Origin of the sequence: Pseudomonas fluorescens (assembly GCF_900215245.1) — a bacterium.
GTDB lineage: Bacteria > Pseudomonadota > Gammaproteobacteria > Pseudomonadales > Pseudomonadaceae > Aquipseudomonas > Aquipseudomonas fluorescens.
Window position 1 is genome coordinate 2,770,985 of sequence record NZ_LT907842.1, and the last position, 17,582, is coordinate 2,788,566.

Annotated in this window: 15 protein-coding genes and 1 riboswitch; of the genes, 9 read left to right on the forward strand and 6 right to left on the reverse strand. The window is 61.4% G+C overall.

Annotation, left to right across the window (positions count from 1 at the left end):
- Positions 1–68: 68 nt before the first annotated feature.
- From msbA to CPH89_RS12795, 3 genes are all read left to right on the forward strand, one after another.
- Positions 69–1,874, forward strand: coding sequence for a lipid A export permease/ATP-binding protein MsbA (msbA, locus tag CPH89_RS12785; RefSeq protein WP_053254015.1), 1,806 nt, complete (start codon positions 69–71; stop codon positions 1,872–1,874).
- 217 nt (positions 1,875–2,091) lie between these two features.
- Positions 2,092–3,516, forward strand: coding sequence for a bifunctional D-glycero-beta-D-manno-heptose-7-phosphate kinase/D-glycero-beta-D-manno-heptose 1-phosphate adenylyltransferase HldE (hldE, locus tag CPH89_RS12790; RefSeq protein ID WP_053254016.1), 1,425 nt, complete (start codon positions 2,092–2,094; stop codon positions 3,514–3,516).
- Positions 3,509–4,444, forward strand: coding sequence for an NAD-dependent epimerase/dehydratase family protein (locus CPH89_RS12795; RefSeq protein ID WP_053254017.1), 936 nt, complete (start codon positions 3,509–3,511; stop codon positions 4,442–4,444). The genes hldE and CPH89_RS12795 overlap by 8 nt, the downstream gene beginning before the upstream one ends.
- Before the next feature lie 122 nt (positions 4,445–4,566).
- On the opposite strand, the gene CPH89_RS12800 is transcribed toward CPH89_RS12795, so the two are convergent.
- Genes CPH89_RS12800 through CPH89_RS12815 form a run of 4 tightly spaced genes read right to left on the reverse strand, consistent with a single transcriptional unit; the run spans position 4,567 to position 7,952 of the window.
- A complete protein-coding gene (locus tag CPH89_RS12800) occupies positions 4,567–5,535 on the reverse strand; it encodes a hypothetical protein (protein ID WP_053254018.1) in 969 nt (322 codons plus the stop codon).
- A gap of 41 nt (positions 5,536–5,576) precedes the next feature.
- Positions 5,577–6,389 carry an aldo/keto reductase gene (locus tag CPH89_RS12805; protein WP_053254019.1) on the reverse strand — a complete coding sequence of 271 codons (813 nt, stop codon included), beginning with the start codon at positions 6,387–6,389 and terminating at the stop codon, positions 5,577–5,579.
- Positions 6,386–7,561 carry an NAD(P)/FAD-dependent oxidoreductase gene (locus CPH89_RS12810; protein WP_053254020.1) on the reverse strand — a complete coding sequence of 392 codons (1,176 nt, stop codon included), beginning with the start codon at positions 7,559–7,561 and terminating at the stop codon, positions 6,386–6,388. The genes CPH89_RS12805 and CPH89_RS12810 overlap by 4 nt, the downstream gene beginning before the upstream one ends.
- A gap of 55 nt (positions 7,562–7,616) precedes the next feature.
- Positions 7,617–7,952, reverse strand: coding sequence for a DMT family transporter (locus tag CPH89_RS12815; protein ID WP_053254021.1), 336 nt, complete (start codon positions 7,950–7,952; stop codon positions 7,617–7,619).
- Between the two features lie 102 nt (positions 7,953–8,054).
- Between CPH89_RS12815 and CPH89_RS12820 the strand changes: the two genes are divergently transcribed.
- Entirely contained in the window at positions 8,055–8,945 is an 891-nt protein-coding gene (locus CPH89_RS12820; protein ID WP_053254022.1) for a LysR family transcriptional regulator, read from the forward strand.
- A 23-nt stretch (positions 8,946–8,968) separates the two neighbouring features.
- Positions 8,969–10,246 carry a lipid IV(A) 3-deoxy-D-manno-octulosonic acid transferase gene (gene waaA, locus CPH89_RS12825; protein WP_053254023.1) on the forward strand — a complete coding sequence of 426 codons (1,278 nt, stop codon included), beginning with the start codon at positions 8,969–8,971 and terminating at the stop codon, positions 10,244–10,246.
- Between the two features lie 107 nt (positions 10,247–10,353).
- Here waaA and CPH89_RS12830 read toward each other — a convergent pair whose 3' ends face one another.
- Positions 10,354–11,793, reverse strand: coding sequence for a TolC family outer membrane protein (locus CPH89_RS12830; protein ID WP_053254024.1), 1,440 nt, complete (start codon positions 11,791–11,793; stop codon positions 10,354–10,356).
- 196 nt (positions 11,794–11,989) lie between these two features.
- Positions 11,990–12,095: riboswitch (TPP riboswitch) on the forward strand.
- 146 nt (positions 12,096–12,241) lie between these two features.
- Between CPH89_RS12830 and thiC the strand changes: the two genes are divergently transcribed.
- Positions 12,242–14,131 carry a phosphomethylpyrimidine synthase ThiC gene (gene thiC, locus CPH89_RS12835; RefSeq protein WP_053254025.1) on the forward strand — a complete coding sequence of 630 codons (1,890 nt, stop codon included), beginning with the start codon at positions 12,242–12,244 and terminating at the stop codon, positions 14,129–14,131.
- 139 nt (positions 14,132–14,270) lie between these two features.
- Positions 14,271–15,560, forward strand: a complete 1,290-nt coding sequence (cytX, locus tag CPH89_RS12840) for a putative hydroxymethylpyrimidine transporter CytX (RefSeq protein WP_053254026.1) — start codon at positions 14,271–14,273, stop codon at positions 15,558–15,560.
- Here cytX and CPH89_RS12845 read toward each other — a convergent pair.
- Complete coding sequence (locus tag CPH89_RS12845) at positions 15,529–16,275, reverse strand: RsiV family protein (protein WP_053254027.1); 747 nt, start codon at positions 16,273–16,275, stop codon at positions 15,529–15,531. The two genes, cytX and CPH89_RS12845, sit on opposite strands and share 32 nt — an antisense overlap.
- Before the next feature lie 193 nt (positions 16,276–16,468).
- On the opposite strand from CPH89_RS12845, the gene CPH89_RS12850 reads away from it, so the two are divergent.
- Both CPH89_RS12850 and CPH89_RS12855 read left to right on the forward strand, forming a co-directional pair.
- A complete protein-coding gene (locus CPH89_RS12850; protein WP_053254028.1) occupies positions 16,469–17,086 on the forward strand; it encodes an NUDIX domain-containing protein in 618 nt (205 codons plus the stop codon).
- Positions 17,077–17,526, forward strand: a complete 450-nt coding sequence (locus tag CPH89_RS12855) for a DUF1249 domain-containing protein (RefSeq protein WP_017138485.1) — start codon at positions 17,077–17,079, stop codon at positions 17,524–17,526. Before CPH89_RS12850 ends, CPH89_RS12855 begins: the two co-directional genes overlap by 10 nt.
- Positions 17,527–17,582 lie beyond the last annotated feature (56 nt).

Here is a 17,582-nt window from a genome sequence, read left to right on the forward strand (position 1 = left end):
ATACCGGGTGCAAGTACAACAGAGAAGCTGTGCTAAAGTCAGCCTCCTTTTTCAAAACGCCGCGTGATATGACCGACTCCAGTCCGAGCGCAAGCCCTTCGAGCTTGAAAATATACTTCCGCCTGCTCATGTACGTTAAGCCCTATGCCGGCTTGTTCGCGCTGAGTATCGTTGGATTTCTGATTTTCGCGTCGACCCAGCCCATGCTGGGGTACATCCTCAAGTACTTCGTCGACGGCCTATCCAACCCGGAAGCGGTGCTGTTCCCCAACGTACCGTTCCTGCGCGACCTGCAATTGCTGCAAGCCGTGCCTTTGTTGATCATTCTGATCGCGGCCTGGCAGGGCCTGGGTTCGTTCCTGGGCAACTACCTGCTGGCCAAGGTCTCCCTGGGCCTGGTCCACGACCTGCGCGTGCAGTTATTCAATAACCTGCTGACGCTGCCCAACCGTTACTTCGACAACCACAACTCCGGGCATCTGATTTCCCGCATCACCTTTAACGTGACCATGGTCACGGGTGCGGCGACCGATGCCATCAAGGTGGTGATTCGCGAAGGCATGACAGTGATCTTCCTGTTTGCCTCGCTGCTGTTCATGAACTGGCGCCTGACGCTGGTGATGATCGCCATCCTGCCGCTGATTGCGGTGATGGTCAGCACGGCCAGCAAGAAATTCCGCAAGCAGAGCAAGAAGATCCAGGTGGCCATGGGCGACGTGACCCACGTGGCTTCCGAAACCATCCAGGGCTATCGCGTGGTGCGCAGCTTCGGGGGTGAAGTCTACGAAGAGAAGCGCTTTTTCAAGGCCAGCCAGGGCAACACCGACAAGCAGTTGCGCATGACTCGCACCGGGGCGATCTACACCCCGTTGCTGCAACTGGTGATCTACACCGCCATGGCCGTGCTGATGTTCCTGGTGCTTTACCTTCGCGGCGACGCGTCCGCTGGTGACATGGTGGCCTACATCACCTTGGCCGGCCTGTTGCCCAAGCCTATCCGTCAACTCTCGGAAGTCAGCTCGACCATTCAGAAAGGCGTGGCCGGTGCTGAAAGCATTTTCGAACAGTTGGACGAAGAGAAGGAAGTCGACCGCGGCACCATCGAACGCGACAAGGTCAGCGGCCGCCTGGAAGTGCGTCAACTGAACTTCACCTACCCTGGCACCGAACGCCATGTGCTCAAGGACATCAGCTTTACCGCCGAACCTGGACAGATGATCGCCCTGGTGGGCCGCTCCGGCAGCGGCAAGTCGACCCTGGCCAGCCTGATCCCGCGGTTCTACCACCATGAAAGCGGCGAAATCCTGCTCGACGGTGTAGAGATCGAGGACTACAAACTGCTCAACCTGCGCAAGCACATTGCCCAGGTGACCCAGCATGTCACCCTGTTCAGCGACACCGTGACCAACAACATCGCCTATGGCGACCTGGCCGGTGCGCCACGGGCGGACGTTGAAGCGGCAGCGGCGGATGCCTATGCCAAGGACTTCATCGACCAGTTGCCCAAAGGCTTCGATACCCAGGTGGGTGAAAACGGCGTGCTGTTGTCCGGCGGCCAACGCCAGCGCCTGGCTATCGCCCGAGCCTTGCTGAAGAACGCGCCGTTGCTGATTCTCGACGAGGCCACCTCGGCCCTCGACACCGAATCCGAGCGGCACATTCAGGCGGCTCTGGACAAGGTCATGCAGGGCCGCACGACCCTGGTGATTGCGCACCGCTTGTCCACTATCGAGAAGGCCGACCTGATCCTGGTGATGGACGACGGCCGGATTGTCGAGCGCGGTACCCACGCCGAGCTGCTGGCACAGAACGGCTACTACGCCCGCCTGCATGCCATGGGCCTGGATGCCCCAGTGTCGGCCGATATCACCTGAAACCTTGTGGGAGCGGGCTTGCCCGCGATAGCGCAGTGTCAGTCACCGAATGTTTCGACTGATTCACCGCCATCGCGGGCAAGCCCGCTCCCACATGTGTTCCTCGGTGGATTCAATGGCAGGCCCCTCGCACTATCTTCTGTGCACACCCTCCACAAGCCTTCCATAACCCTGTGCTAATATCGCGCCCCTGTTCATTTTGTATGTGGGTTGCTCCATGAAGTTGTCCATGCCGCGATTCGATCAAGCCCCTGTCTTGGTGGTCGGCGATGTCATGCTCGACCGTTACTGGCATGGCGGTACCTCACGGATTTCCCCTGAGGCACCGGTACCGGTAGTTAAGGTCGAGCAAATCGAAGACCGTCCAGGTGGCGCTGCCAACGTTGCCCTCAATATTGCCGCGCTCGGCGCCCCGGCCTCCCTGGTCGGTGTGACCGGCGACGACGAAGCCGCCGACAGCCTGGCCAACAGCCTGCGCGGTGCTGGCGTGCGCGCGCTGTTCCAGCGCATTGCCCATCAGCCGACCATCGTCAAGCTGCGGGTCATGAGCCGTCACCAGCAATTGCTGCGTATCGATTTCGAAGAACCCTTCGCCACCGACGCCCTGGCCCTGAGCGGTCAGGTTGACGCGTTGCTCGAAGGCATCAAGGTGCTGGTCCTGTCCGACTACGGCAAAGGCGCCCTGAAGAACCATCAGGAACTGATCCAGGCCGCCAAGGCCCGCAACATTGCGGTGCTGGCCGATCCGAAGGGCAAGGACTTCTCGATTTATCGGGGCGCCAGCCTGATCACGCCAAACCTCAGTGAGTTCGAAGCCATTGTCGGCGGTTGCGCCGATGAGCACGAATTGGTGACCAAGGGCGCCGCGTTGATGGCTGACCTCGACCTGGGGGCCTTGCTGGTTACCCGTGGCGAGCACGGCATGACCCTGCTGCGCCCGGGCCACCCGGCGATGCACTTGCCGGCGCGCGCCCGTGAAGTGTTTGATGTCACCGGTGCCGGTGATACGGTGATTTCCACCCTGGCGGCGTCCATTGCGGCCGGTGAAGAATTGCCCCACGCCGTGGCCTTGGCCAATCTGGCGGCGGGCATTGTGGTCGGCAAACTGGGCACCGCGGCCATCAGTGCGCCTGAATTGCGCCGGGCGATCCAGCGTTCCGAAGGCTCGGAGCGTGGCGTGCTGAGCCTGGAACAATTGCTGCTGGCGATTGATGATGCCCGTGCCCACAACGAAAGCATTGTGTTCACTAACGGTTGCTTCGACATCCTGCATGCCGGTCACGTGACTTACCTGGAACAGGCGCGCGCTCAAGGCGATCGTCTGATCGTCGCGGTCAATGACGACGCCTCGGTCAGCCGCTTGAAAGGCCCGGGCCGTCCGATCAACAGCGTCGACCGACGCATGGCCGTATTGGCGGGTTTGGGCGCGGTGGACTGGGTGATCAGCTTCTCTGAAGGCACCCCGGAAAACCTGTTGGCCCAAGTCAAGCCAGACGTACTGGTCAAGGGCGGCGACTACTCTGTTGATCAAGTCGTGGGCGCCGACATCGTCAGCGCTTACGGCGGTACGGTCAAAGTGCTCGGGCTGGTTGAAAACAGCTCGACCACGGCCATTGTCGAGAAGATCCGCAACAATGAGTAACGCAGACAAGTGGGTCCTTATCACCGGTGGTGCCGGTTTCATCGGCTCGCACCTGGTCGATGCATTGCTTGCAAAGGGCTATGCCGTAAGGGTGCTGGATGACCTGTCCACTGGCAAACGCAGCAATGTGCCGTTGGATAACCCACGCGTACAGCTGATTGAAGGTGATGTCGCCAACGCCGACCTGGTGGCGCAAGCCGCCATCGGCGCCACGGCGGTGGTGCATTTGGCAGCGGTGGCTTCGGTGCAAGCCTCGGTGGATGACCCGGTCAGCACGCACCAGAGCAATTTTGTCGGCACCTTGAATGTCTGCGAAGCCATGCGCAAGGCCGGTGTGAAGCGTGTGGTATTTGCTTCCAGCGCTGCGGTGTATGGCAACAATGGCGAGGGCGCTTCGATTGACGAAGAGACCACCAAGGCCCCGCTGACGCCTTACGCGTCGGACAAGTTGGCCGGTGAGCATTACTTCGATTTCTACCGTCGCCAGCATGGCCTGGAACCGGTAATTTTCCGCTTCTTCAATATTTTCGGGCCACGCCAGGACCCGTCATCGCCGTACTCGGGCGTGATCAGTATCTTCAGCGAGCGCGTGCAACAGGGTGTGCCGATCAGCGTGTTTGGCGATGGCGAGCAAACCCGCGACTTCATGTACGTCGAAGACCTGGTGGATGTGTTGGTGCAAGCCATCGAAGCGCCTGAGGCACCGTTGGGTGCGATCAACGTCGGCTGGAACCGCACCACCACGCTCACGCAGGTGTTGGAGGCGCTGGAAGAGGTGGTGGGGCAGTTGCCGGTAATCACCTACGGGCCGGCGCGTTCGGGGGATATTCGGCATTCGCGAGCCAACAATCAGCGGTTGCTGGCCAGTTTCACGCTGCCTGAGCCAACCCCGTTGAAGGTCGGCCTGGAGCGGCTACTTAACAGCTGAGCACCATCAACGGTGGGAGCGGGCGTGCTCGCGAATGCGGCGTGTCAGTCAGTACATGTGTAACTGATGCACCGCGTTCGCGAGCAAGCCCGCTCCCACATTGATCTGCTTGGTTTTTGAGTTCAGCGGCTGGCTTTTTTCTTCGGCACGATCTTGCGCAGCATCTGCCGTGCCTTGCCGGTCAAGCGCTTGAGCTTTGACTCTTTCTCAGGCTGTGCCAGCCCTTGTTGCCTGACCCAATCCTTCCAGCGAATGCGCTCGTCGCGCACCAACCAGCCTTCCTGCTGGGCGAAACTTTCCGCCAGGTACACGCCGCGCGTACTGGCCGGGTAAAGCTGGTCCTTCTTGACCGTGTACAGCTCGGCAAGCGGCTGGCCATCTTTCAAGGGCATCAGGTACAGGTCGGGCCGCTGGCGGTCCAGGCGCGCGACCAACTGGTCACCTTCAAGTCGTTCATCCACATGGAACAAGCTTAGGGACTTGGCTTCCTTCGGCACTTCCAGACGCAAGTCATAAATCAATTGCAGTGACGCCGTGGGCAGGTGCACGTAAGCCCGCGGGCGTTCGATCAATTGCGTGGTGGCGCAACGCACCGGGCGCGCGGCACCTGACAGTGGGCTCAAGCGAAACGGCAAGGCTTCACGGTAATGCAAGGCGGCGGAGTAGGGGGCCGGCAGCCAGGTGTCATTGAAGCGCCCGCCGAGCCAGCCTTCGGGGGTTTCCAGCAGGCACTCTTCGGCGATTTCCTGGATGGCGGTGTGCAGCGGCAGGTTCAGTTCGTGGGCGGGGACGTAGCCGGAGATCAGTTTGAGCACCACATCGCCACGGTCCTGGCGGCGTTGGCGCACCAGTACCCAGTAATCCTTGTTCTGCCAGTGCAGGGTCAGTCGCACCGACACGCCGAGGTTCGCCAGCTCGAGGGCGAAACGCTCGGGGTCAGCCACCGCCACCGGCTTGCGCCGTTGCAGGGTCTGGGCAAAGTTGAGCGGCATGCCCACGCTCTGGTAGCTCAGGCCTTCGGGGGTAGCTTCGACGTGCAGCGGCAGTGTTTTAAAGTTACTCGGGTTTTTTCTAATGAGCGTACGCGGCATGTCGGCTCCTTTTTGCGACGGGGTCGGCCGCGTCGGCGGCATCAGAGTTGACGAATGACTTGGGCAGCGGTCGCCACGTTATGGGCCAGGTGCAGCGGATTAATGGTCCCGACAATAGCACTGGCGACGCCCGTTTGCGCAAACAACAGCATGAAACTCGCGCGAATTGGATCCATTCCAGGCTCCAGGCACACGTGGCCGCTGGCCAGGGCCTTTTTCACCAGAATGCCTTTGCCATGGGCTGCTGCATATTCAATGACGGTTTTCTCGGCCTGTTCGTTCAGATTGTAGGTGACCATCGCGCAATCACCCTGTTCCAGAGCCTTCACACCACCTTCGACGGTTTTGCCGGAAAAGCCGAAGCCACGAATCTTGCCCTCTTTTTTCAGTTCCGCCAGGGTCTGGTACACCTCGCAATCATTGAGGATGTGCAGGTCATTACCATCGGAATGCACCAGCACCAGGTCGATAAAATCCGTTTCAAGTCGCTTCAAACTGCGCTCAATCGACAGGCGGGTATGGGCGGCACTGAAGTCATGATGGGAAACGCCATCGGCAAACTCTTCGCCGACCTTGCTGACAATCACCCAGTCCTTGCGCTGGTCGCGTAACAGCGGCCCCAGGCGTTCTTCGCTGCGGCCATAGGCCGGGGCGGTGTCGATCAGGTTGATGCCCAGTTGTTGGGCTTGGCGCAATAACATCCGCGCTTCGTCGTCATTGGGGATCTGGAAGCCGTTAGGGTATTTCACCCCTTGGTCGCGGCCCAGCTTGACGGTGCCCAGGCCCAGTGGCGAGACCAGAATGCCGGTGCTGCCCAGTGGGCGATGCAGGTCGTGCAGGGTTGGCAGGCTCATGGCAACAGGTGCTCCCAGGCAGGTTGGCCGAGGGCTGGCTTGGGCAGGTCGGGCAGGGTTTCGCTGGCGCTTGGGCGGATGCCGTCGCGCTCCAGGGCGTTGAGCACGCGATCAGCGAAGTCCGGCGCCAGCGCCAGCTTGGTCGGCCAGCCCACCAGCAGGCGGCCTTGTTCGGCGAGGAAGGCGTTGTCGGGGCGGGTCAGGCCCGATTGCAGTGGCTCGGCGCGATCAACCCGCAGCGTGGCCCACTGGGTCTGGCTCATGTCGATCCACGGCAGTAATTGCCCGAGCTCTTTTTGCGCGGTAGCGATCTGTTCTTCAGGTGTGCGCGCGACGCCATCCGCCTCGGCGATATCGCCGCCCATGTACCACACCCAATTGCCGTCGGCCGCCGGGTGAGTGGTGACGGTGATGCGCGGCTTGGTGCCGCCGCCCAGGCAGTGCGCATACAGCGGTTTCAGGCCTGGGCCTTTGGCGATAATCATATGCAGCGGGCGCTTTTGCATGGCGGGTTGGCTGAGGCCCAAAGCGGCCAGCAGATCAGCAGTGCCTCCCCCGGCACTCAGCACGATGCGCTGGGCGCGGATCTCGCGGCCGTCGACTTTCAAGCCCACGAGCGTGTCGCCGTCCAACAGCGGTTCGATGTGCTGCCCGGCGAGCAAGCCATCACCCGCCAGTTGGGCCAGGCGTTCGATCAGGCTGGGTACGTCCACCACCAGCTCCGCCAGGCGATAGACCTTGCCCTTGAAGCGTCGGTCTTGCAGGGCCGGGGGCAAGTCGTCGCCCTTGACCTGATCGACACGGCCGCGCACCGCCTTGCTGGCGAAGAAGCTGGTGAGGTTGCCGGCGAGCGTGCCCGGGGACCACAGGTAATGGGCTTCGGACAGCAAGCGCACGCCGGACAAGTCCAGCTCGCCGTCACCGGCCAAGGCTTCGCGCCAGCGGCGCGGCATGTCGGCAATTGCCTCGGATGCGCCGGTGAGGGCGCCGTGCAGGGCGTATTTAGCGCCGCCGTGGATAATCCCCTGGGACTTCACGCTTTGCCCGCCACCCAGTGTGGCGCTTTCCACCAGTACCGTGGAAAACCCCTGGCGGCGCAGGCGCGCGTTAAGCCAGAGGCCGGCAACTCCGGCGCCGACAATCAGAACGTCGGTGGAAATAACGGATGGCATCGGCGACCTCAGTGTTCAAGACAAGAGGCGCAGTATACAGGCTGTTGAGTGGCGGTCAGTGCCCGGCGGTTTTCGAGAACAGTTGAATGACCACCACCCCCAGTACAATCAGGCCCATCCCGAGCATCGCCGGGACATCAAGCTTTTGCCCATAGATAAACAGTGCCGCGATACTGACCATCACAATCCCCATGCCGGCCCACACCGCGTACGCCACGCCCACCGGCACGGTACGCACCACCAGGGTCAGCATCCAGAACGCAATGCTGTAGCCGATGATGACCAGTGCCAGCGGCAGAGGCGTACTCCAGCCCTTGACGGCTTTCATGGAAACGGTTGCGACCACTTCCGAGCAAATGGCAATGGCCAGATAAAGGTAGGCAGCATTCATGGGGTAGTCCTCGGTGTGTTGCAGGCTTGATTAGGTGGGCATTCTAACGCTTCACGAGATGAGATAAAGTCATTACCTATCCGAATTAAAGATGGGTTAGCCATGAGCGTGCAGTGGAACCTGGAGCAGATGCGCTTGTTTGTGAGCGTCGCCGAGCAGCGCTCGTTTTCCGCTGTAGCGCGCGGCGAGCGCAAGGCGCAGTCAGCGGTGAGCAACGCAATTGCCTGGTTGGAGGCTGATCTGGGGCTCAGCCTGTTTGAGCGTAGCAGTGGCCGTCAGCCGCGCCTGACCGAAGCCGGCAGCGTCTTGCTGGAGGAAGCGCGCGAGGTGTTGCGCCAGTGTGAACGGCTTAATGGCCGCGCGCTGTCACTGACGCGCGGTGAGGAAGCCTGCCTGCGTCTGGCCCAGGATGAAGCCATGTTGTTCCAGCCGGTACTCGATAGCCTTGAGGCGCTTGCCGTGCAGTACCCGCTCCTGGAAGTGCAGCTGTCCAGCGCCGCGCAAGGCGATGTGGCGCGCAAGCTGGTGGAGCGTAAAGCCGACCTCGGCCTGTTGTTCTATCACGACCTGATCCCCGAGGCGCTTGAGCGTCGGGTGGTGGGCAGTGTGGAAATGGTCACGGTGTGCGGCGTCAACCACCCGCTGGCCAAGGAGGCGTACGTGGACTGTCAGCGTCTGGCGCAGTACCGCCAGTTGCTGATGTCGACCCAGACCAGTGTTTACCCCGGCAGCGACGCCGCCAGCCCGCTGGTGTGGCGCGCCGACAGTTTCTACGTGTTGGCCGAATGGCTGATGAGTGGCCTGGGCTGGGCCTGGTTGCCGCGGCATATTGTGCAGTACCCGACCTATCAGCAACAGATGGTGGAATTGAACAGCGAATGGACGCCGCCCGCGCTGGTGGTGGAACTGGTCTGGCGTCGCGACGAGCACCTCGGCCCTGCAGCACGCTTCCTGACTGAACGATTTGCCGAGTGCTTGCGGGCGATTGACTGAAAAAGCCGATAAACTCCGCCGCCATGAATAGAACTCTCTACAGCTGTCTGTTTTACCTGGCGCTGCCGTTGGTGGCTTTACGTCTATGGCTGCGCGCGCGCAAGGCGCCGGCCTATGCCAAGCGCGTCGGCGAGCGTTTTTCGTATGGGCTGCCGGTCATGCAGCCGGGCGGCATCTGGGTGCATGCGGTGTCGGTAGGCGAAAGCATTGCCGCCGCGCCGATGATCCGTGGGCTGATGGCGCGCCATCCCACGCTGCCGATCACGGTGACCTGCATGACGCCTACCGGCTCCGAGCGCATCCAGGCGCTGTTCGCTAATGAGCCGCGCATTCAGCACTGCTATTTGCCGTATGACTTGCCCTGCGCGGCCAAGCGTTTTCTTGATCGTGTGCAGCCCAAATTGGCAGTGATCATGGAAACCGAGTTGTGGCCCAACCACATCCACGCCTGTGCGCAACGCGGTATTCCGGTGGCGCTGGCGAATGCGCGACTGTCAGCGCGTTCGGCCAAGGGCTATGCGCGTTTCGCCAGGCTGACCGCGCCGATGCTGTCTGAAATGCGCCTGTTCGCGGTGCAGACCCACACCGAAGCCCAGCGTTTCCTGAGCCTGGGGGCCCGCCCGGACACGGTTGAAGTCACCGGCTCGATCAAGTTCGACCTGACCATCGACCCCGAGCTGCCGCTGCGCGCTGCGGCCTTGCGCGAGCAATGGGGCGCCAGCGAGCGCCCGGTGTGGATCGCCGCCAGCACCCATGAAGGCGAGGACGACGTGGTACTGGCGGCCCATCGCCAACTGCGCGAAAGCTACCCCGACGCGCTGCTGATTCTGGTACCGCGGCATCAGGAGCGTTTCGGGCCGATGTTCGAGTTGTGCGGGCAGCAAGGGTTTGCCACCGTGCGCCGTTCCAGCGGTGAACCTGTTAGCGCAGACACCTCGGTGCTGCTTGGCGACACCATGGGCGAGCTGCTGTTTCTCTATGCCCTGGCCGACAGCGCGTTTGTCGGCGGCAGCCTGGTGCCGACCGGTGGGCATAATCCGCTGGAGCCGGCTGCGTTGGGCAAGCCCGTCATCATGGGGCCGCACCTGTTCAACTTTCTCGAAATCAGCGCGATGATGCGCGATGCCGGGGCGCTGCGAGAGGTGGATGACGCAGAGGGATTGGCCGAGGCGGTGCGGCAACTGTTCGAGCTGCCGCAGGACGCGCGCAAGATGGCACAAGCGGGATTGAAGGTGATGCAGGCCAATCAGGGCGCGTTGAAGCGCTTGCTGGATGGGTTGGACAAACTGCTCAATCACTGAGAAATGTGGGAGCTGGCTTGCCTGCGATTGCATCACCCGGGTGTCACTGATACACCGCGGTGCCTGCATCGCGGGCCAGCCCGCTCCCACATTGGTTTGTGCTGTGCTTAGTAGCCTGGACGGGCCTTGAGCTGCTCGGCGGCGGCTTTGGCCAGGTCCGGCGGCAGGAAGTCCTTGTCCGGGTTGTAGTCAGCCTTGAGGTAACGCGTCAGGTCCTGCAAATCACCTGGGCTGAGCGTGCCCGCAGCCTGCTTCAAGCGCAGGTTGTCGAGGATGTAGTCGTAGCGGCTGTTGTTGTAGTTGCGCACCGACGCGTAGAGCTGGCGCTGTGAATCCAGCACATCGACGATGTTGCGCGTGCCCACCTGATAGCCGATTTCGGTGGCTTCCACCGCGCTCTGGTTAGAGATAATCGACTGGCGACGCGCCTGCACCTGTTCCACATCGGTATTCACCGCGCGGTGCAGATTGCGGGTGTTTTCCACCACCTGGCGACGCAGGCCTTCGCGTTGCTGTTCGGTTTGATCGAGGCGCGAATAGGATTCGCGCACTTGGGAACTGGTGAGGCCGCCGCTGTAGATCGGGATGTTCAGGCGCAAGCCGATGGTGCGCTGGGACACATCGCCGCCGTAGGGCACTGGCAGTTGGTTCGGGTTGCTGAAACCCAGCGCGTCGTTGTCACCCTTTTCGTATTGCGCCACGGCGTCGAGGGTCGGCAAGTGGCCGGCCTTGCGCTGTCTCAGGGTTTCTTCGGCGGCGGTCACCGCGTAGTTGCTGGCCAGCAGGTTGAGGTTCTGGCGGCCGGCGGTTTCAACCCAGGCCTTGGCGTCGTTCGGCGCCGGAGGCAGCACCGGCAGGGTGTGCACGACGCCCTGGATCGCGTTGTACTGGCGGTTGGTCAGGGTGATCAACGCTTCGAAGGCGTCGTCCACCTGACGCTGGGCGACGATGCGGTTGGCGCGGGCGGTGTCGTAACTGGCCTGGGATTGCAGCACGTCGGTCTTGTCCGACAGGCCCACATCAAAGCGCTCGTTGGACTGGTCGAGCTGGCGTTTGAAGGCGCTTTCTTCAGCCTTGGTCGAGGCCAGGTTGTCCTGGGCGCGCAGCACGGCGAAGTAGCTTTCGGCGCTTTGCAGGATCAGGTTCTGCTCGGTGGCCGAAAGCTGCAGCGAGGCTTGTTCGTTGACGGCTTCGGCGGCTTGCAGCTGGAACCAGCGATCGGCGCGGAACAGCGGCTGGCTCAGGGTTGCACGCCAGGAATGCGCGTCACGGTTGACGGTGGCTGCCGGCTGGTCGATCTGGGTGCGCACGTTATTGCTGTCGGCGCCGGCCGAGAGGTTGGGCAGCAAGCCGGCGCGGGCTTGGGGCACCACTTCTTTTTGTGCGCCATATTGAGCGCGGGCGGCGGCCAGGTCGGCGTTGTTGTTCACCGCTTCCTGGTAGACGCTGACCAAATCGGTTTTGGCGGACAAGGGCGCTTCAGCTGCCCAGACCATTCCATTGGTCGCACAAGACACGGCAAGAGCCAGTGAAAGTTTGCGCAGCATGAGGCGATCCCTAGTGTGAATATTACGGCGATAATTTAGCGCCCAAGGCTAAGGCTGGCCATTCCTGGCGTCAAGCATTGTGGCGGCCCCCGAGTGTAGTGTTGCTGACCCGGCGCAACAATCCCGCAATCACGCCATTCATCACGCTGAATGCACCGCTATTGGCAATTTGCCCACGCCTTGGTCTAGACTGGCCGCGTTCTTGTCGGGGTGCCTTGTTGGAAGGCTGAGATCGGTAAATACCGGATCCCGTTGAACCTGATCAGGTTAGCGCCTGCGTAGGGAACAAGATTTCTCGTCACCCGGCGAGTCCTCTTGTGCTTCGTCCGGGATGTTGTTCGACAATCGAACAGCCCTCGTGCCTTGCACAGCACTGGTTTCAGTGCGTCCATCCGTCACAGGTTCGCTCCGACAAAAATCCACCGCCTGGATAGTTGGAGAGCCCGTGATGACTACAAAATTAAAAAATACCGTGCACCTGAGTGAATCGGCCAAAGTCGACTCCGGCTCCGTGCAGCCGTTTACCCGCTCGCAAAAAATCTACGTGCAAGGCACTCGCCCGGACATTCGTGTGCCGATGCGTGAAATCAGCCTGGACGTGACGCCCACCGATTTCGGCGGTGAGATCAACGCGCCCGTGGTGGTGTACGACACCTCCGGCCCGTACACCGACCCCAACGTCATCATCGACGTGCGCAAAGGCCTGGGCGATGTACGCTCGCCGTGGATCGAAGCGCGTGGCGACACCGAGCGCCTGAGCGGCCTGAGCTCGCATTTCGGCCAACAGCGCCTCAGCGATGCCGAGCTGACCGCGCTGCGTTTCGCCCACGTGAAAAACCCGCGCCGCGCCAAGGCTGGCGCCAACGTCACGCAAATGCACTACGCGCGCAAAGGCATCATCACCGCCGAGATGGAATACGTTGCCATCCGCGAAAACATGAAGCTTGAAGAGGCCCGCGCCAGCGGCCTGCTTGACCAGCAACACGCCGGCCACAGTTTCGGCGCCAGCGTGCCGAAGATCATCACCCCCGAATTTGTGCGCGAAGAAATCGCCCGTGGCCGCGCGATCATCCCGGCCAACATCAACCACACCGAACTGGAACCAATGATCATCGGCCGTAACTTCCTGGTGAAGATCAACGGCAACATCGGCAACAGCGCCCTGGGGTCGTCCATTGAAGAAGAAGTGGCGAAACTGACCTGGGGCATCCGCTGGGGTTCGGACACCGTGATGGACTTGTCCACTGGCAAGCACATCCACGAAACCCGCGAGTGGATCATTCGCAACTCGCCGGTGCCGATCGGTACGGTGCCGATCTACCAGGCCTTGGAAAAAGTCGGCGGCGCCGCTGAAGACCTGACCTGGGAGCTGTTCCGCGACACGTTGATCGAACAGGCCGAGCAGGGTGTCGACTACTTCACCATCCACGCCGGTGTATTGCTGCGTTACGTGCCGCTGACCGCTAAACGCGTCACCGGCATCGTGTCCCGTGGCGGCTCGATCATGGCCAAGTGGTGCCTGGCGCACCACAAAGAGAACTTCACCTACACGCATTTCGACGAAATCTGCGAAATCATGAAGGCCTATGACGTCAGCTTCTCCCTTGGCGACGGCCTGCGCCCGGGGTCGATTGCCGACGCCAACGACGCTGCGCAATTCGGCGAGCTGGAAACCCTTGGCGAGCTGACCAAAATCGCCTGGAAGCACGACGTGCAAACCATGATCGAAGGCCCGGGCCACGTGCCGATGCAGTTGATCAAAGAGAACATGGACAAGCAGTTGGAGTGCTGCGACGAGGCGCCGTTCTACACCCTCGGCCCGCTGACCACTGACATTGCACCAGGCTACGACCACATCACCTCGGGCATTGGCGCCGCGATGATCGGCTGGTTTGGTTGCGCCATGCTCTGCTACGTCACGCCCAAGGAACACCTGGGCTTGCCGAACAAGGATGACGTGAAGACCGGCATCATCACCTACAAGATCGCCGCCCACGCAGCGGACTTGGCCAAGGGCCATCCGGGCGCGCAGATTCGTGACAACGCCTTGAGTAAAGCGCGCTTCGAGTTCCGTTGGGAAGACCAGTTCAACCTCGGCCTGGACCCGGACACCGCACGTTCCTATCACGATGAAACCCTGCCGAAGGACTCGGCCAAGGTCGCGCATTTCTGCTCGATGTGCGGGCCGAAATTCTGCTCGATGAAAATTACCCAGGAAGTACGCGAGTACGCCGCCAACCAACGCATTGAAGCGGTGGATGTGGATGTGGCCAAGGGCTTGGCCGAGCAGGCGGAGCGGTTCAAGCAGGAAGGGAGCCAGCTTTACAAAAAGGTCTGATTCGGGATTGTAGGCGCCTGTACCGGCCTCTTCGCGAGCAAGCCCGCTCCCACATTTGAAATGCATTCTAAATGTGGGAGCGGGCTTGCTCGCGAAGGCAATCTGACAAACAACAAAGTGTCCCTCAGAGATAACACCCTTGAGCATTCAACCCAGCACCTATTCCCCGGACATCGCGGTGCCCGCTGACAAACGCGTCTTCGGCGCCCGCGACCTGTTCTCCCTGTGGTTCTCCCTCGGCATCGGCCTGATGGTCCTGCAAACCGGTGCCTTGCTCGCGCCGGGGCTGGGCTTGTCCGGCTCGTTGCTGGCGATTTTCCTCGGCACCCTTGTCGGTGTGCTGTTGCTGGCCGCTGTCGGCGTGATTGGCAGCGACACCGGGCTGTCGGCCATGGCCGCGCTTAAACTCAGCCTCGGCGCCAGGGGCGCGAGCCTGCCGGCGTTGCTGAACCTGCTGCAACTGATCGGCTGGGGCGCGTTTGAAATCATCGTGATGCGCGATGCCGCCAGTCTGTTGGGTACGCGCGCGTTCAGCGAGGGCAGCCTGCTGGCGAGCCCGTTGCTGTGGACGCTGTTTTTCGGTGGCCTGGCGACCTTGCTGGCGGTCAGCGGCCCGCTGACGTTCGTACGGCAAATCCTGCGCAAATGGGGGATCTGGCTGCTGCTCGCCGCGTGCCTGTGGCTGACCTGGAACCTGTTCGCCAAGGCCGACCTCGCCGCACTCTGGGCCAAGCCCGGTGACGGTTCGCTGCCGTTCGCGGTAGGGTTTGATATCGCCATCGCCATGCCGCTGTCATGGCTGCCGCTGATCGCCGATTACTCACGTTTCGGCAAGCGCGCCAACGCTGTCTTCGGCGGTACCGCGCTGGGGTTCTTTATCGGCAATTTCTGGCTGATGAGCCTGGGCGTGGCCTACACCCTGGCGTTTGCGCCAAGTGGTGAGGTGAATGCGCTGTTGCTGGCCCTGGCCGGCGCGGGCTTGGGCATTCCGCTGTTGCTGATCCTGTTGGACGAGTCGGAAAACGCCTTTGCCGATATTCACTCGGCGGCGGTGTCCAGCGGGATTCTGTTGCGTTGGAAAGTCGAGCATCTGGCGTTGGCTATCGGCGTGATATGCACCTTGATCGCCTGCTTCGCACCGTTGGCGCAGTATCAGAACTTCCTGCTGCTGATCGGCTCGGTGTTTGCGCCTTTGTTCGGCGTGGTGCTGGTGGATCACTTTATCCTGCGCCGCCGTGGCCAGGGAGCGGTTGGCAACCTGCGCTGGCCTGCGCTGGTCGCCTGGTTGGGCGGCATTGGCACGTATCATCTGCTGGCCAATCTCTACCCGGATATCGGCGCAACCCTGCCGGCACTGGTGCTGGCAGGCTTGCTGCAGTTCATCCTGGGCCGGGCCTTCAGTGGCGTGCGGGCGCCAATTCGGGCTTGAGTACGCCGGTGAGGCGCGCATAGGGGATGGTCATTTCGATCAGCCCCAATGCGTAAGGCGCAATCGTCGCCACGTTGTACTTGAGCACCACGCCATTGCTGGTCAAGGCCACGTTCGGGGTTTTCTGGAACGGCCAGTTCTTCACGAACTCCGGGTCACGGTCCATCTGCGAGTTGATCAGCCAGCTGTTGTGGGCGACTTTCGCGGTATTCCAGAACGCTTGCTCCTGGCCTGGCAACAGCATGTCGGTCAGGCTCAGCTCTTTGTGCAGCAGGCGCGAATAGTTGATGAACCCACGGCCAGGCTCGCCATGGGCAGCGCCGGTGTCGAGGTAACTGGACACTTCGATGATCACAAGCCCGTCATGCTGCTCACGTACCTTGGCCTGCAAGTACATGCTGTTGCGGTCGGGCGATTCGCGCAGGAACTTGTCGCGGTAGGCATTCAGCGTCGGCGGCACGCTGGCGCCGGGGGTGGTGCGGGTCATTTGCAGCAGGCGCTGCTCCACCAGTGTGTCGAGTTGCGGCTCGGAGGGGAAGTGCACGGTATCGATGTTCACCAGCGGGCAATCAGGGCTGTTGCAGCCGGGTTTGATTTGCTCCGAGGCGTCTGGCTTGGTATCCAGGGGCTTCAGGTAGCTGGGCTGGAACAGGCTCTGGCAAGCACCGAGGGTCAAGGCAATACAGGCCACGGAGGCGACTTTTAAAAGCGACATGTGTGTCCTTCGGAAATCGATGGGAAGCGAAAAGAGTAGCGCTTGGACTGCCGACAGAGCAGTCAGTTCGCCACTAAGCTGATTAGAGTGAGTTTGACGTCCGCCGTCTATCCCGGCAACTGGAAAGGGGCTGCACCAACGGGCAGGAGCGCGTTAGGATGGCGCGAATTGCACGGGTACATCGAGGACAGACATGACGGACATTGCCAAGTCGACGCCGAACAAGATCGAGATTGTTCAGCATGACAATGCTTACCAGGGCTTCTACAAGCTTGATCGCATGCAGTTGCGCCACGAAAAATTCGATGGCGGCATGAGCCGGTTGATCAATCGTGAAGTCCTCGTTCGGCATGACGCGGTGTGCGTGTTGCCTTACGATCCGCAGCGCGATCAAGTGGTGCTGATCGAGCAGTTTCGTGTAGGCGCCATGGGCCGTACCGATAACCCGTGGCTGGTGGAAATGGTCGCCGGCCTGATCGACAAGGATGAAGAGCCGGAGGAGGTTGCACACCGCGAAGCCGAGGAGGAAGCTGGGCTGACATTCTCCGCGCTGTGGCCGATCACCAAATATTTCCCGTCGCCCGGTGGCAGCACTGAATTCGTCCATTTGTACCTGGGCCGTTGCGACAGCGCCGGGGCGGGTGGCGTCCATGGACTGGAAGAAGAGGCAGAAGATATCCGCGTCACCACCTGGGCATTCGAAGATGCCCTGCAAGCGGTGCGTGACGGCAAAATTTCCAACGCAGCCAGCATTATCGCCCTGCAATGGCTTGCGCTTAATCGCGCGGAAGTGAGGGGGTTATGGCAGTAAAGGCACGGGAACGTTATCGAGTCGACCTGATCGGGTTGCAAGCCGCCTGCGAGGCCAACTATGCGCGGTTGATGCGCCTGCTTCCCGACATGCGCCACGCGCCCGAAGCGCGGCGCATTGCCGTGACCCATGGCGACCAGATGCTCGGCGTGCTGACCCTTGAGGTCATCGTCAACTGCCCGTACACCACCACCCTGCGCGTGCGCCAGGAACACAGCCTGCCGTGGCTGCCGGTGCCGCAGCTGGAAGTCCAGGTGTATCACGATGCGCGCATGGCCGAAGTGATCAGCGCCGAACATGCGCGGCGCTTTCGCAGCATCTATCCTTACCCGAATGTGTTCATGCACCAGCCCGATGAGAAAGCACAGCTCAATGTGTTCCTCGGTGAATGGTTGAGTCACTGCCTGGCCCTGGGCCATGAGTTCGAAGTCGTGCGGTAGATGTGAACTGCGTCTGCTTACTCCGCTTTCCTCTTTGTGTCCTGCCCCAGCATAAT

Bases quoted from the DNA above. Each gene is read 5' to 3' on its own strand.
- CPH89_RS12815 (WP_053254021.1), bottom strand. From the start codon at position 7,952: ATGAATGCTGCCTACCTTTATCTGGCCATTGCCATTTGCTCGGAAGTG.
- CPH89_RS12830 (WP_053254024.1), bottom strand. From the start codon at position 11,793: ATGCTGCGCAAACTTTCACTGGCTCTTGCCGTGTCTTGTGCGACCAAT.
- CPH89_RS12795 (WP_053254017.1), top strand. From the start codon at position 3,509: ATGAGTAACGCAGACAAGTGGGTCCTTATCACCGGTGGTGCCGGTTTC.
- thiC (WP_053254025.1), top strand. From the start codon at position 12,242: ATGACTACAAAATTAAAAAATACCGTGCACCTGAGTGAATCGGCCAAA.
- CPH89_RS12810 (WP_053254020.1), bottom strand. From the start codon at position 7,561: ATGCCATCCGTTATTTCCACCGACGTTCTGATTGTCGGCGCCGGAGTT.
- CPH89_RS12805 (WP_053254019.1), bottom strand. From the start codon at position 6,389: ATGAGCCTGCCAACCCTGCACGACCTGCATCGCCCACTGGGCAGCACC.
- CPH89_RS12845 (WP_053254027.1), bottom strand. From the start codon at position 16,275: ATGTCGCTTTTAAAAGTCGCCTCCGTGGCCTGTATTGCCTTGACCCTC.
- msbA (WP_053254015.1), top strand. From the start codon at position 69: ATGACCGACTCCAGTCCGAGCGCAAGCCCTTCGAGCTTGAAAATATAC.
- CPH89_RS12855 (WP_017138485.1), top strand. From the start codon at position 17,077: ATGGCAGTAAAGGCACGGGAACGTTATCGAGTCGACCTGATCGGGTTG.
- CPH89_RS12820 (WP_053254022.1), top strand. From the start codon at position 8,055: ATGAGCGTGCAGTGGAACCTGGAGCAGATGCGCTTGTTTGTGAGCGTC.
- waaA (WP_053254023.1), top strand. From the start codon at position 8,969: ATGAATAGAACTCTCTACAGCTGTCTGTTTTACCTGGCGCTGCCGTTG.
- CPH89_RS12800 (WP_053254018.1), bottom strand. From the start codon at position 5,535: ATGCCGCGTACGCTCATTAGAAAAAACCCGAGTAACTTTAAAACACTG.
- CPH89_RS12850 (WP_053254028.1), top strand. From the start codon at position 16,469: ATGACGGACATTGCCAAGTCGACGCCGAACAAGATCGAGATTGTTCAG.
- hldE (WP_053254016.1), top strand. From the start codon at position 2,092: ATGAAGTTGTCCATGCCGCGATTCGATCAAGCCCCTGTCTTGGTGGTC.